Consider the following 14,408-nt stretch of genomic DNA (forward strand, 5'->3'; position numbering starts at 1 on the left):
TTATATGCTTTTTTTAACCTAAATTTAACCAAAAAGGTGCAGTTGCAAAAAGGAAGATATTAAATAATCTTCTTCTTGCGACTACACCTTTAATTATTATTTTTTGACATTAAATTTTTAATTTCTTCTAAAAATGTATTAATATCTTTAAATTCCCTATAAACAGAGGCAAATCTTACATAAGAAATTTCATCTATATCTTTCAATTTATCTATTACCATTTCTCCAATTTGTTTAGATTCTATTTCTGTTATCATCCTATTTGATATTTCTTTTTCAATTTCTTCTGCAATCTCCTCTATTTGTTTTCTTGATACTGGTCTTTTTTGACAAGCTATAATAATACCATTTATAATTTTTTGTTTGTCAAAATTTTCTCTAGTTGAATCTCTTTTTACTACCAATATTGGAATATCTTCAACCTTTTCATAAGTTGTATATCTTTTCCCACAAGCTAAACATTCTCTTCTTCTTCTAATAGTTTTATTTTCATCAGTGGATCTTGAATCAACTACCTTACTCTCTTCATGTAAACAAAAGGGACATCTCAAATTTATCAACGCCTTTCAAAATTATATAACTTACGCCCTTATTATACAAGTTTTTCTATATTTTTTCTAGATATTAAAATTCAAATTCTCCACTTCAGAACTATCTATTAGTATAATTTCCATTCCTGCTTTAATAACCTTTTCCCAAGGTATTTCTATATCCTCTTCTTTACTAAACCATCCTTTTTGTAACCCCGGAAGTAATATGGAAACAACCTTACTATTTTCAATATCAACAACAATATCTTTTATATAGCCGAGTTTAGTCCCCGTTTTAATATCTATTACTTCCATAGTCCTCAAGGCATTTAATGAATGTAAAAATAATTCATTTTCCTTTTCTTCTGTAGATACATTTTCTTCTAATTTAAAATTATCAAAAAAGCCCATAAAATCCCCCCATAAATTATTTAACTTAAAAGAGCTCCTTGAGAGCCCTATACATATTTTCTCATATGCTTTAACGCTGTTTTCTCTAGTCTTGATACTTGAGCTTGTGAAATTCCAATTTCATCTGCAACTTCCATTTGTGTTTTTCCATTAAAAAATCTTAAAGTTAATATTAGTTTTTCCCTATCATTTAATTTTTTCATAGCTTCCTTTATTGAAATATTTTCAAGCCAATTTTCATCACTATTTTTTGAATCACTTATTTGGTCCATTACATATATAGCATCTCCACCATCATGATATATTGGTTCAAATAATGATACCGTATCTTGTATTGCATCTAAAGCAAAAACTACCTCTTCTCTAGGAATATTTAATTCTTCAGCAATTTGTGATATAGTAGGTTCTTTATTATTTTCTTTTACCAACCTGTCTCTTACTAACAAAGCTTTATATGCAATATCCCTTAAGGATCTACTCACTCTAATTGAATTATTATCTCTTAAATATCTTCTTATCTCTCCAATTATCATTGGAACTGCATAAGTAGAAAACTTAACATTTTGTTCTAAATCAAAATTATCTATAGCTTTCATTAATCCTATGCATCCTACTTGAAATAAATCATCTACATTTTCGCCTCTGTTATTAAATCTTTGAATAACACTCAAAACAAGTCTTAAATTTCCCTGAATAAAGGTTTCTCTAGCTTTTTTATCTCCGTTTCTTGTTTTGATAAGTAATTCTCTTTTTTCTTTTTCTTTTATTATTGGTAACTTTGATGTATTTACTCCACATATTTCTACCTTGTTAATCATCAGCTTATCAACTCCTTAGGAAGTAATAACATACTGCATTAAAAAGTATCCCCGAGAGTTAAAGCTTTTATACTAAAGACAAACTAAATCATTTTATTGATTTCTTTTTTTAATCTATTAATTATTTTTTTCTCTAATCTTGAAATATATGATTGGCTTATTCCAAGCATATCTGCAACTTCCTTTTGAGTTTTTTCCCTTGTCCCATTTAAGCCAAATCTAAGTTTTACTATTTCCTTTTCTCTATCATTCAAATTTTTCAATGCTAAAAATAATAATTCCTTATCCACCTCATCTTCAATTAAATTGTAAACAATATCATTATCTGTACCTAATATATCTGAAAGTAAAAGCTCATTTCCATCCCAATCTATGTTTAAAGGCTCATAAAAGGATATTTCAGCTTTAATTTTACTGTTTCTTCTTAAATACATAAGTATTTCATTTTCAATACATCTTGAAGCATAAGTTGCTAATTTTATTTTTTTATCTGGATTAAAAGTATTTACTGCCTTAATAAGACCAATGGTTCCTACCGAAATTAAGTCTTCTACACCAATTCCTGTATTTTCGAATTTTCTTGCTATATAAACAACTAATCTTAGATTTCTTTCTATTAATATATCTCTAATCGCTTCATCTCCATCCTTGAGTTTTTTTACTAATTCATCTTCTTCTTCTTTTTTTAATGGTGGTGGAAGAGCATCACTTCCTCCAACATAATAAATTTCACCTTTTATTATTCCTAATTTTTGTAAAATACGATTTAATAAAATTCTTATACTTATCATAACATCACCTATATAACCCCTCTTGATAATAATGCATTAAATTCATTTTCCTTACTTAACTTAGTTTTTGAGGCACAAATTATAGCCTCTACATTAACCCATTCACTATTTTTCCCTCGTATCCTAATCTTTTTACTTTTAAAGCCTTGTAAACTTCCTTTTTCTGTAATTGTATTATAATTGATATAATATTTTTCATTTTTATCTATTTTTAATGATTTAATTAAATCATTTTCAATAATTATACAAGGTAAATTTGTAACAGGCTCCCTTAACCCATTTCCTGTATCTAAAAGTCCTTTTAAATAAATTACATTATCCTCGTCCCTTATTTCAATTTCATAAATAAAATTCTTTATTAAAGATCTTTCTTTTATTAAATCTATCAGCCTATTTAATATTATATAAAGTACCATTACAGCAATTATTAAATATTTAATAGTAAAATTTCTAATTTGGAAGTTTTGAAATAAACTATATTGATTATTCATTAAAGAAAAAGAAAAACTTAACCCGCTTAATGTAAAAGATACTATAAAAAATACAGAAACCATTCTTATAATATTCTTTAACATTATCTTATTTTGACATATTATTACCATTATAAATACCATAAGTACTTTTACTATCATTGAATATAGAAAACTAATTTCTGAAAATATTACTAAAGTATATAATGCTCCTATTAGAGCTGCTATATATATTTTTCTATTATATTCATATCTTAGTAACTTCATAGTTACTAAAAGTAAGAATAAATTTATAATAAAATTTTCAATAATAAGTATATCTATGTAAACTATCAAATGCTCCCCTCCCTTAAAACTAATTATAAACTCTGTCCCTTTAAAATTTTGTCACAAAAATGTTCCTTATTATAATTTTTAATCTATTATTTGCTACATATAATTACAGTTAATTTATAAATATAATAAAAAACAACATATTAATAATAAAACTATTAATATGTTGCAAAAAAAAGACTGCCTTTAGGCAGTCCATAATCATTTTCTTGATCTTAAAAAACTTGGAATATTTACACTATCGGTTTCAAAATCTAGTAGAGGATCAACTCTTCTTTTTGGCTCATTTATTTCAGCTTCTCTATTAATAGCTTGCTCTTTATGAACTCTTTTATCAAATACTGGTTCTTCCTTTATTACTCCATTATTATCCCCTTCAAATCCTGTAGCAATAACAGTTATTCTTATTTCATCTGATAGTGTTTCATCAATAACAGCACCAAAAATAATGCTTGCATCTGGGTCAGCAGCTTCTCTTACAATATCTGCTGCTTCATAAACTTCAATTGCTCCTAAATCTACCCCACCAGTGAAGTTAATAATTACACCAGTAGCTCCATCGATTGAAGTTTCTAATAAAGGTGATGAAATTGCTTGTTTTACGGCTTCTTGTGCTTTATTATCTCCTTTTGCAATTCCAACTCCCATATGTGCTAAACCTTTATTTAACATAACAGTTTCTATATCTGCAAAGTCAGCATTTACTACACCAGGAATGGTAATAAGGTCTGAAATCGCTTGTACACCTTGTCTTAATACATCATCAGCTAATTTAAAAGAATCTAAAAGAGTAGTCTTTTTATCAGCCATTGTTAATAATCTTTCATTTGGAATTATAACTAATGTATCAACTGCCTTCATTAGGTTTTCTATACCCATTTCAGCATGTCTCATTCTTCTTTTTCCTTCAAATGGAAATGGCTTTGTTACAACTCCAACCGTTAATATGTTTAATGATTTTGCTATTTCAGCAACTATAGGCGCAGCACCAGTACCAGTTCCACCACCCATTCCGGCAGTAATAAACACCATATTAGCACCTTTTATTGCTTCTGCAATTTCTTCTCTACTTTCTTCAGCAGCCTTCTTTCCTATCTCAGGATTTGCACCTGCCCCTAAACCTTTAGTTAATTTTTCTCCAATTTGAATTTTTACATTTGCATGAGATAGCATTAATGCTTGTTTATCTGTATTAACGGCAATAAACTCAACGTTCTTTAAGCCTTCTTTAATCATTCTATTTACGGCATTTCCACCACCGCCACCACAACCAATTACTTTAATATTAGTTAATTCTTGCATATCCACTTCGAAATCTAACAAAATAATTCCTCCTTTAGAAAATAGCTACTAGTAATTTTATACTTTGATTATTTTCTTCTTAATTTCAGTTATATAATCTACTTACAATACACTAATCTTCATCATAGAATTCTTTATAACGATGCTTTAGTATATTCAAATAATTATTTCACTCTTTATTATATCGTCTTAAAATTTGGTTATTTTATGATAAATAATGTAAAATTATAATTTTTTTATAAAAAAAGTCATTATTTTTATCATAATATTTAATATTATTCAATTATATTTTATCATCTATAGCTAAATAACTCAACAGTTTACTTAATTTTATAATAAATTTGCAATAATTTAAATTATGTAAAATAAATAATTATTCTTAAAAATATATTCAACAAATTTTTTTTATTTCCTCTTAATTATTCAGAAAATTAATAAAAAAAACAGAGTGTACTCTGTTTTTTAAATCATTATAATTCTTTTTAAAGTTTCCCTATCTACAGAATAACTTAAAGCAGTATCTAAATCTATTTGTCCTGTTTTATATAGTTCAGCTAGAGCCATATCCATTGTTTTCATACCATATTTTCCACCAGTTTGAATAGCTGATTCTATTTGATATGTTTTTCCTTCTCTTATTAAATTTTGAATACCTGGAGTTGTGACCATAATTTCTAAAGCAGCAACTCTTCCATTATTCTTTTGAGTAGGAACTAATTGTTGCGATATTACTCCTTGTAAAACTGCTGCAAGCTGGATTCTAATTTGTTGCTGTTGGTGCGGCGGAAAAACATCTATTATTCTATCTATTGTCTTAGCTGCCCCTATTGTATGTAATGTAGAGAAAACTAAGTGTCCTGTTTCTGCCGCTGTTAAGGCAATAGATATTGTTTCCAGGTCTCTCATCTCCCCTACAAGGATAACATCAGGATCTTCTCTTAAAATAGCTTTTAATGCACTTTCATAAGTTCTACTATCTTTTCCTATTTCTCTTTGATTAATAATTGATTTATTATGCTTATGAAGATATTCGATAGGATCCTCTAACGTTATAATATGTGCTTCTCTTGTATTATTTATTTCATTTATTATAGCCGCAAGGGTAGTACTTTTACCACTACCAGTTGGCCCTGTTACTAAAACTAATCCCCTTTGTTTTTTTAATATTTCTTTTATAACTTTTGGATGTTTTAATTCATCTAGAGTAGGAATTTTTAATGCAATTACTCTTATTGCAATAGCATCACTATTTCTTTGTTTAAATATATTTACCCTAAATCTTCCAATTCCAGAAATTGAGTAGGAAGTATCGATTTCTCCCACTTCATTGTATTCAGCATACTTTTCTGCTAATATTTCTTTTGCAAATTCTCTTAATTCACTAGGAGTTAATTTATGATCACCTACTTTCTCTAAAGTACCATTTTTTCTTACAGTTGGAGCTAATCCAACTGTTAAATGTAAGTCTGATGCTCCTATCTCTATAGTTTTGCTTAATAGATCTTTTAATGCATACATTAATTTTTATCCTCCATGTTACTACTTGCTCTCTTTTTTAAATATTCTATAAAAAATATTTATTTCCTTCTTTTATTCAATTATATTGCAAATTCATTCATTTTTCTACTTACTGTATAATTCTTTTTTTAATTTTTTGAGAGCTTTTTTTTCAATTCTAGATACATAGGATCTAGATATTCCTAGTAACGCGGCTATTTCCCTTTGGGTACGGCATCTTCCATCAACAAGGCCATATCTCATTTTTAGTATTTTACCTTCTCTTTCAGTTAAGGAAATTCCTATTTTATTATATAACTGCTTAATTTGTAAATTACTTTCTACTTTTTCTAAGACTGAGTCCTTTTCACTGCTTAATACGTCGATTAAACATATTTCATTCCCCTCTTTGTCAACACCTATTGGATCTTGTAGGTATACTTCATTTCTTTGTTTTTTGTTATTTCTAAAAAGCATTAATATTTCATTTTCTATACATCTTGAAGCATAAGTAGCTAGTCTAGTTCCCTTTGAGGAATCAAAAGAATCTATAGCTTTAATCAATCCTACTGTCCCTATAGATATTAATTCATCAATATCCTTATTAGGAAAATTATACTTTTTCACTATGTGAGCTACAAGTCTTAAATTTCTTTCAATTAATACACCCTTAGCATTTCTATCTCCCTTTTTCAGTTGATTTAAATAATATTCCTCTTCTCCTTCATCTAATGGTTTAGGAAATGTATTATTTCCTGTAATATAACCTGTTAAAAATACAGAATTACATAATAGTTCTATAATATTAGATAAAAAAAACATAGAACTTCCTCCTAGTAGTGCTTATTATATAATATGATGAAATTCAAAAATATTGCTTGTGATTTTTTAAATAAAAGTGAATTTTATATATCGTTCATTTAATATCTTTAAATAAAAAAAGACTGCTTTACGCAGTCATAAAAATATTTATTTAAGAATTAATCATTACTAGTTAATGAATTTACAACATCTCTAAATATTGGAGCTCCAGTATTTCCACCACCTAGTTCTCTTCCATCTGGATGTTTTTCTCCAATATTTGGAGCCATTACTACAATAGTATATTTTTTATTATTCATTTCAAAATAACCTGCAAACCATCCATGATTAGTACCAGCATTACCAGTTGAAGTTCCTGTTTTCCCACCCACTAAGACATCTTCTACTTTTGCTTCAAAGCCTGATCCTTCAGAAATTACTTTTTGCAAAGATTGTTGTGCTAATTTTGCTGCAGTTTCACTAAAAATTCTTTTTTCTTTCTCCTTAAATTCTTTTACTACATTGTCATTATTATCTACAATAGCTTCAACTATAGATGGCTTTATATAAACTCCATCGTTTACTATAGTATTATATAATCCTGCCATTTGTATTGGTGTTACTAAAATAGTTTGCCCAATCGAAATATTATTCATGCTATCTTCAATTTTAGGCTTATTTCCAGCCGCTTCATTTCTATTTTCTCCCTTTAAATTTAATACAGGTGTAAACAAGCCCATATTTTCAAGGTATTTCATAATTTCGTCATAGCCTATTAAATTTCCTACCTTAGCAAACACATCATTACAGGATATTTTAAGGGCATCTTCTACTGAAAGAGTTCCATGACCATAAGGTTTTCCATTCTTTTGACATATCTCACCTGTACAAGTAAACACGTCATCTGGAGTTATCAAGCCTAAATCTAAAGCTACTGTTTCAACTATTGTTTTAAAAATAGAACCAGGTTCATAACCTAACTGTCCTATTCCTAAATTTACATTAGCCTGTGTTTCATCTTTCTGTACCATAGCTTTAATTTTTCCACTTTCTGCTTCTGATACTACAACACCTACATTATTAAGAAAAGAATATTCCTCTTTTTTTAATACTTCCCTGATCTTCTTTTCCCAAGATTGATCTATTGTTAGTTTAATATTATTATTTTTATCATTTGCTAATAATATTCCTTTATCATAAACAGCTCCATCATCCATGTAAAATTTGCCTTGCGGAAACTCATTATCTTTTATATATTGATATAAATCAAATTCTAAAGAATTTGCCACTACATTTTCTTCATTAATTTGTGATAAAAAATTACTCGTTGTCCATGCTTCTTTATTATCTATTTCATCATATACATATGTATATATTCCTTTAATATTTTTTAACTTATTTACTTTGTTGAAAGTTTCTTCATTAACAGTATAATATATTTTCCCTTCATTTTTCATTACATCTGAATAGTTAAAATCCCCTACTTCTGACTTCATAATAAAATTTAAGGCCATAAGATCTTCTAATGTTTCTTCATAATTATTCAACATAAATGGTTTTGTATCTAATACAACAACATACTTTTTATTATAATCTAAAAGATCCTTTCCATTTATATCAAATATTCTATAGTTCATTTGAGATAAATTTTCTAACTGATAATTATTCATTTCTCCTGAAACTTTTTCAGAAGGATTTAATTGAAGAAATGATAATCTAATAATTAATGCTATAAAAAATATTATATAACTTAAATTCAAAATAGTTACTCTTTTTTCACTTATTTTGTTTTTCTCTCTAAACATAAAAAACGCCTCCCTAAGCTTAATTCTAGCCTTGAGAAGCATTTTCTATACAATATTTATTTTAATATATCTTTAATTTTTGTTACAAGTATATCAATAGCTACTTTATTTTGTCCACCTTCGGGAACTATAATATCTGCATATCTCTTAGTTGGTTCAGTAAACTGCATATGCATAGGTCTTACTATATTTAAATATTGATCTATTACAGATTCTAATGTCCTACCTCTTTCATTTATATCTCTTGTTAATCTTCTTAATATTCTAATATCAGCATCAGTATCAACATAAACTTTTATATCTAACATATCTCTCAGTCTAGGATCTTCTAATACTAATATTCCTTCAACAATTATAATATTTTTCGGTTCAACTCTTATTGTTTCCTTAGCCCTATTATGTACAGAAAAATCATAAATAGGTTTTTCAATTGGAGTTCCATTACATAAATCTTTCAAATGCTTAATTAGCAAATCATTATCAAAAGCTTGAGGATGGTCATAATTAGTTTTAACTCTTTCTTCCATAGTTAGGTGGCTTTGATCTTTGTAGTACATATCTTGTTGTATCATTGCTATACATTCATTTGAGAAGCTTGAATAGATAGCATCTGCTATGCTGCTTTTCCCTGATCCAGTTCCACCAGATATTCCAATTAGTATTGGCTTTTTCATTATTTATAGTTCCCCCTTCATAGGATTAAAGATTAATAACTTTTCTTCCTTTAATTAACATGTCTTTTGCTTTTAATGGTTTATCAACCTTTATTTTAAATAACATATGTGCTCTATTTGCTACATTTGTTTTAGCTTTTTTATCTAAATCATACATATCATTTAAAGTTATTGTAAAATATGGAGTTTTTGCTCTTAATACTTCTACTTCGTCGCCTTCAAAAACTCTATTTTTTTGTAGAATAGTAGCTTCTTTTGTTTCTTCATTATAATCTTGAACTATACCAACTATTTCATAATCTCTTATATAAGAAGATTCTTCATAGCATTGTTCACCCATTCTCCCAAAAAAGAAACCAGTATGGTATTGTCTATGACTAATTTTTAATAGCATATCCATCCATTCTTCTTTAAATTCATAATTATCAGGATTCTCAAAATATGAATCAACAGCTTCTCTATAAGCCTTAACTGTTGAAGCTACATAAAATTCATTTTTCATCCTTCCTTCTATTTTAAAGGAATCAATTCCTGCTTTAACTAATTCAGGTATGTATTTTATCATACATAAATCTTTTGAATTCATAATATATGTTCCCTGATCGTCCTCAATAACAGGGTAATATTCATTAGGTCTAGTTTCTTCCACTAAATAGTATTTATATCTACATGCATTAGAACATATACCTTTATTAGCATCTCTACCTAGCATATAATTTGATATTAGACATCTTCCTGAATATGCAATACACATTGAACCATGAACAAAGGCTTCAATTTCGCAATCTTCTGGAATGTTTTCTTTAATTTTTGCAATTTCTTTTAATGTTAATTCTCTAGCTAAAACAACTCTTTTAGCTCCTGCTTCATGCCAAAACTTTGTCGCCATCCAGTTTGTTGTATTAGCTTGGGTACTTATGTGTATTTCAAGATCTGGTGCTGCTTTCTTTGCTGCCATAATTATAGAAGGATCTGCAACAATAATTGCATCGATTCCTAAATCCTTTAAACCAACAATGTATTCTTCCACACCAGTTAAATCAAAGTTCCTAGGAAATACGTTCATAGTTACGTATAATTTTCTTCCTCTATCATGGCAGTACTTTACAGCCTCTGCCATTTCTTCATTTGTAAAATTATCTGAAAAAGCTCTTAAGTTTAACTTACCTCCACCTATGTAAACAGCATCAGCTCCAAAATCTACGGCAATTTTTAGTTTATCCAAACTTCCTGCTGGCGCTAAAATTTCTGGTTTTTTCATACTATTACCTCCTTTTTGTCACTGCAATTCCATCCCCCATTGGTATTACAGAAGTAATTAAATTTTTATCTTTTGATACTATATCTAAATATTCTCTCATTCTTTTTACAATTGTTATCTTTCTTTTCTTTACTAATTCATCAGTTGCAACCATTCCTCTAAATAAAACATTGTCTGCAACTATTATGCCATCCTCTGCCAAAAGCCTTAAACAATGAGGCAGAAAGTGATTATAGTGACCTTTACCAGCATCCATAAAAATTAAATCATAAGCTTCATTTAAGCTTTCTAAAACTTCTAAACACTCTCCCTCTTTTATTTCAACTTGTTCAGTAAGTCCGTATTTTTCAAAATTCTTTTCTGCAAGTTCTATCATATTCTTATCACGTTCTATAGTAGTAATTTTAGGATTAGTTTTTGAAGCTTCATACATTAAAATTGCCGAATATCCAATTGCTGTTCCAAGTTCTAAAATTCTAAGGGGTTTTTTCATACTTACTATGAATTCTAAAAATTTTGCAGTTTCCTTTTGAACTATTGGAACCATATTCTCTTCTGCAAATTTCTCTAATTCTAAATATTTACCGCTACTCTCAGGTATAAGACTTCTTAGATATTCTTGCATATAATCATAAGTTATTCCACTCATAATTTTCCTCCAATAACTATTAGGTATAAAAAATATACCCTAATAACCTAATTCTTCTTGTTTATTTAAAAAATCCTCATAATCATTTGTGAAATAATGGGATCCAGTTTCGTTTTCTAACACATAAAAGATGTAATCTGTTTCAGCCGGCTTAAGGGCAGCTCTAATAGATGGAATACCTGGATTTGAAATTGGACCTACTGGTAAACCATAATTTTTATATGTATTGTATGGAGAGTCAACTTCTAAATCACTATGTAAAACTACTTCAGTATGATCTCCTAAAGCATATATTACTGTAGCATCTATTTGAAGCTTCATTTCTTGACTTAACCTATTTCTTATTACAGAAGAAATAATAGGTCTTTCCTCATCTAAAACAGCTTCTCTTTCTATCATCGATGCTATTGTGATAATCTCTTCTACATTTAAATCTTTTACATCTAAGCCTAACTCAGAAGTAACCTGATTTAATGCTTCTTCAAATCTTTCAATCATTATAGTAACAATATCTTTAGGTTTCATACCCTTTTTTAATGAATATGTATCTGGAAATAGGTATCCTTCTAAATTATATTTTTTATTACCATTATTTTTTACATATGAAGGCAAATCATAATTTTTAATAGATTTTATAAAATCCTCTTTACTACAAACGCCTTCACTTTCAAGCTTTTCACCAATTTCATCTATTGTATAGCCTTCAGGCACTGTAAATTTTACTATTCCTAAGGTTGATTCAGTAGTTAATAAACTAATTAATTCTTTCAGACTTAATTCACTATTTAATATATAGCTTCCAGGCTTAACCTCAATAGTTTCATCTGCTAATAAAATATATAATTTTATAAACGGTATTCCTCTTATTACTTTTTCTTTTGATAAAGAATCTATTATACTGTAAAAACTATCGCCTTCTTTTATTTCTATAGCTAGATCATCTTTACTTTTTATTGGGCTATTAACTACGTTAAAATACATCAAAAAGAAACCAAAAATAACTATAAAAATAACAATTACGGGATAAGTTTTTAATTTAATTTTTCTCATAAAAACCCCCTACATATAAAGTAAATAGCCATTAGGCTATTTACCTTATTATAATACTTTTCCTTCAAGTAATAAAGTTATTATTTAGTTATTTTTTCTTTCTGCTTATAATTTTCTTTCTTTCACTTGAATTTAATACTCTTTTTCTCATTCTGATATTTTTTGGAGTAATTTCTACAAGTTCATCATCATTAATAAATTCTAAACATTGTTCTAAAGTCATTTTTCTTGGAGGAGTTAATTTTAAAGCGTCATCTGATCCTGATGCTCTTGTATTAGTTAATTTTTTACCTTTGCATACATTTATATCTATATCTTCAGCTCTAGAACATTCACCAACTATCATTCCTTCATAAACAGGAACTCCAGCACCTATAAATAAAGTACCTCTTTCTTGAGCATTATATAAACCATATGTAATTGACTCTCCTTCTTCGAAAGATACTAATGAGCCTCTGCTTCTTCCTGGTATTTCACCCTTATAATCATCATATCCATGAAAAACATGATTCATAATACCATTTCCCTTTGTATCTGTCATAAATTCACTTCTAAAACCTATAAGTCCTCTAGCTGGAATTTTAAATTCTAATCTTGTATACCCGTTAACTGCTGATGTCATATTAACCATTTCAGCTTTTCTAGCTCCTAATTTTTCCATAACTGGTCCCATAAATTCTTCAGGTACATCTATAGTTAAAAATTCTATAGGTTCTAACTTTTTACCATTTTCTTCTTTAAATATAACATTTGCCTTTGATACTTGAAATTCATAGCCTTCCCTTCTCATTGTTTCTATAAGAATTGAAAGATGAAGTTCTCCTCTTCCTGATACTTCAAAACATTCTGGAGTTATTTCTTTTACTCTTAAACTAACATTTGTTTCTAATTCTTTAAATAACCTATCTCTTAAATGCCTTGATGTAACATATTCTCCTTCTTGTCCAGCAAACGGAGAATCATTTACCATAAAATTCATACTTAAAGTTGGTTCATCAATATTTACAAAAGGTAAAGCTTCAGGTTGTAATGAATCTGCAATGGTTTCTCCTATATTACAATCCGGTATCCCACTTAGAGCCACTATATCCCCCATTGAAGCTTCTTGAACATCAATTTTATTTAATCCGCTATATGTAAATATTGCTGAAATCTTATAATTTGATTTTGTTCCATCTTTTCTTATTAATGCTACAGTTTGATTTTTCTTTATGGTTCCTCTATGAATTTTACCAATTGCTATTCTTCCTACATATTCATTATTATCTAAAGTTGTAACAAGCATTTGGAAAGACTCATCTATATACCCCTTAGGTGCTTCTACCTTTTCTATAATAGTTTCAAATAAAGGAGTCATATCACTGTTTTCATCTTCAACTTCATACTTTGCAATACCTTCTCTAGCTGAAGCATAAACTACTGGGAAGTCTAACTGCTCATCATTAGCACCTAATTCTACAAATAAATCAAAAACTTCATCAATTACTTCTTCTGGTCTTGCATTAGGTTTGTCTATTTTATTAATAACAACAATTGGTTTAAGTTCTAGTTCTAAAGCCTTTTTTAATACGAATTTTGTTTGAGGCATTGGTCCTTCATAAGAATCTACTACTAATAGTACTGAATCAACCATCTTAAGGACACGTTCTACTTCTCCACCAAAATCAGCATGTCCAGGAGTGTCTATAATATTTATTTTTACATCATTATACATTATAGCAGTATTTTTTGATAGGATTGTTATTCCTCTCTCTCTTTCTAAATCATTTGAGTCCATTACTCTTTCTTCAACCTTTTCATTATTTCTAAATACGTGGCTTTGTTTTAAAAGAGCATCTACTAATGTAGTTTTACCATGGTCAACGTGAGCTATTATAGCTATATTTCTTATATCATCTCTTGTAATTAATTCCATTTAAATTCCTCCATTTTAAAAGTTCTAATGTAAACCTATAGATTATTTTACCCAAAATAAAATTGGATACACCTGTATCCAATTTTTTATATAACCATATT

General features: G+C 28.2%; 14 protein-coding genes. All 14 read right to left on the reverse strand.

The window, feature by feature from the left end:
• Positions 1 to 89: 89 nt before the first annotated feature.
• The 14 genes from nrdR to typA all read right to left on the reverse strand — a co-directional run bounded on the left by nrdR (position 90) and on the right by typA (position 14,307).
• The gene (nrdR, locus tag BEN51_RS05790) at positions 90 to 551 is read right to left on the reverse strand and encodes a transcriptional regulator NrdR (protein WP_119865132.1); all 462 of its coding nucleotides are present in this window, start codon (positions 549 to 551) and stop codon (positions 90 to 92) included.
• Positions 552 to 617: 66 nt separating this feature from the next.
• The gene (locus tag BEN51_RS05795; RefSeq protein ID WP_119865133.1) at positions 618 to 941 is read right to left on the reverse strand and encodes a YlmC/YmxH family sporulation protein; all 324 of its coding nucleotides are present in this window, start codon (positions 939 to 941) and stop codon (positions 618 to 620) included.
• Positions 942 to 988: 47 nt separating this feature from the next.
• Entirely contained in the window at positions 989 to 1,762 is a 774-nt protein-coding gene (gene sigG, locus BEN51_RS05800; protein WP_119865134.1) for an RNA polymerase sporulation sigma factor SigG, read from the reverse strand.
• 80 nt (positions 1,763 to 1,842) lie between these two features.
• Positions 1,843 to 2,550, reverse strand: a complete 708-nt coding sequence (gene sigE / locus BEN51_RS05805; RefSeq protein WP_119865135.1) for an RNA polymerase sporulation sigma factor SigE — start codon at positions 2,548 to 2,550, stop codon at positions 1,843 to 1,845.
• Between the two features lie 8 nt (positions 2,551 to 2,558).
• Positions 2,559 to 3,356 carry a sigma-E processing peptidase SpoIIGA gene (locus BEN51_RS05810; protein ID WP_119865136.1) on the reverse strand — a complete coding sequence of 266 codons (798 nt, stop codon included), beginning with the start codon at positions 3,354 to 3,356 and terminating at the stop codon, positions 2,559 to 2,561.
• Positions 3,357 to 3,554: 198 nt separating this feature from the next.
• The gene (gene ftsZ / locus BEN51_RS05815; RefSeq protein ID WP_119865137.1) at positions 3,555 to 4,676 is read right to left on the reverse strand and encodes a cell division protein FtsZ; all 1,122 of its coding nucleotides are present in this window, start codon (positions 4,674 to 4,676) and stop codon (positions 3,555 to 3,557) included.
• Positions 4,677 to 5,117: 441 nt separating this feature from the next.
• The gene (locus BEN51_RS05820; RefSeq protein ID WP_119865138.1) at positions 5,118 to 6,173 is read right to left on the reverse strand and encodes a type IV pilus twitching motility protein PilT; all 1,056 of its coding nucleotides are present in this window, start codon (positions 6,171 to 6,173) and stop codon (positions 5,118 to 5,120) included.
• Positions 6,174 to 6,278: 105 nt separating this feature from the next.
• Positions 6,279 to 6,974 (reverse strand): RNA polymerase sporulation sigma factor SigK, encoded by a 696-nt coding sequence (gene sigK, locus BEN51_RS05825; protein WP_119865139.1) that lies wholly within the window; start codon positions 6,972 to 6,974, stop codon positions 6,279 to 6,281.
• Between the two features lie 158 nt (positions 6,975 to 7,132).
• On the reverse strand, positions 7,133 to 8,758 hold the full coding sequence (locus tag BEN51_RS05830; RefSeq protein WP_119865140.1) for a penicillin-binding transpeptidase domain-containing protein: 1,626 nt from the start codon (positions 8,756 to 8,758) through the stop codon (positions 7,133 to 7,135).
• Between the two features lie 56 nt (positions 8,759 to 8,814).
• Positions 8,815 to 9,432, reverse strand: coding sequence for a uridine kinase (udk, locus tag BEN51_RS05835; protein ID WP_119865141.1), 618 nt, complete (start codon positions 9,430 to 9,432; stop codon positions 8,815 to 8,817).
• Between the two features lie 25 nt (positions 9,433 to 9,457).
• A complete protein-coding gene (locus BEN51_RS05840; RefSeq protein ID WP_119865142.1) occupies positions 9,458 to 10,693 on the reverse strand; it encodes a peptidase U32 family protein in 1,236 nt (411 codons plus the stop codon).
• 4 nt (positions 10,694 to 10,697) lie between these two features.
• Positions 10,698 to 11,342 (reverse strand): O-methyltransferase, encoded by a 645-nt coding sequence (locus BEN51_RS05845; protein ID WP_119865143.1) that lies wholly within the window; start codon positions 11,340 to 11,342, stop codon positions 10,698 to 10,700.
• A gap of 39 nt (positions 11,343 to 11,381) precedes the next feature.
• A complete protein-coding gene (gene mltG / locus BEN51_RS05850; protein ID WP_119865144.1) occupies positions 11,382 to 12,392 on the reverse strand; it encodes an endolytic transglycosylase MltG in 1,011 nt (336 codons plus the stop codon).
• 88 nt (positions 12,393 to 12,480) lie between these two features.
• Positions 12,481 to 14,307, reverse strand: a complete 1,827-nt coding sequence (gene typA, locus BEN51_RS05855) for a translational GTPase TypA (RefSeq protein ID WP_119865145.1) — start codon at positions 14,305 to 14,307, stop codon at positions 12,481 to 12,483.
• Between the last annotated feature and the right edge of the window lie 101 nt (positions 14,308 to 14,408).

Source organism: Clostridium isatidis (assembly GCF_002285495.1).
Lineage (GTDB): Bacteria > Bacillota > Clostridia > Clostridiales > Clostridiaceae > Clostridium > Clostridium isatidis.